Source organism: Sphingomonas sp. 10B4, from assembly GCF_035019905.1.
GTDB classification, from domain to species: Bacteria; Pseudomonadota; Alphaproteobacteria; order Sphingomonadales; family Sphingomonadaceae; genus Sphingomonas; species Sphingomonas glacialis.
In genome coordinates, this window is sequence record NZ_JASJVC010000359.1 from 1 (window position 1) to 265 (window position 265).

Here is a 265-nt window from a genome sequence, read left to right on the forward strand (position 1 = left end):
GATAATTGGCGATAAAATTCACCGACTTTTTGGCGGCTGCGGATTTGCGCATTGGCGGCGCGAATACGAAAGGAAAGTAATTGCAATAAATTGCGCGCCACACCATTCGATTCATCGATTAGCCGCCACAAAATTTCTGCCTCGAGCACCAGCAAATCGCTGTCGACCAAGGCAGAAATCGTGGCGGAATGGATTTCTTCATCGAGTACCGAAATTTCGCCAACGCACTCGCCGGGCAAATATTGCGTGATCGAATTTTCAATGT

At 47.9% G+C, this 265-nt stretch carries 1 protein-coding gene; it reads right to left on the reverse strand.

Translation table 11 applies throughout. The annotated features are described in order from the left end of the window. Positions 1-265, reverse strand: a 265-nt coding sequence (locus QN347_RS20110; RefSeq protein WP_323494448.1) for a cyclic nucleotide-binding domain-containing protein, incomplete at both ends; no start/stop codon positions are given.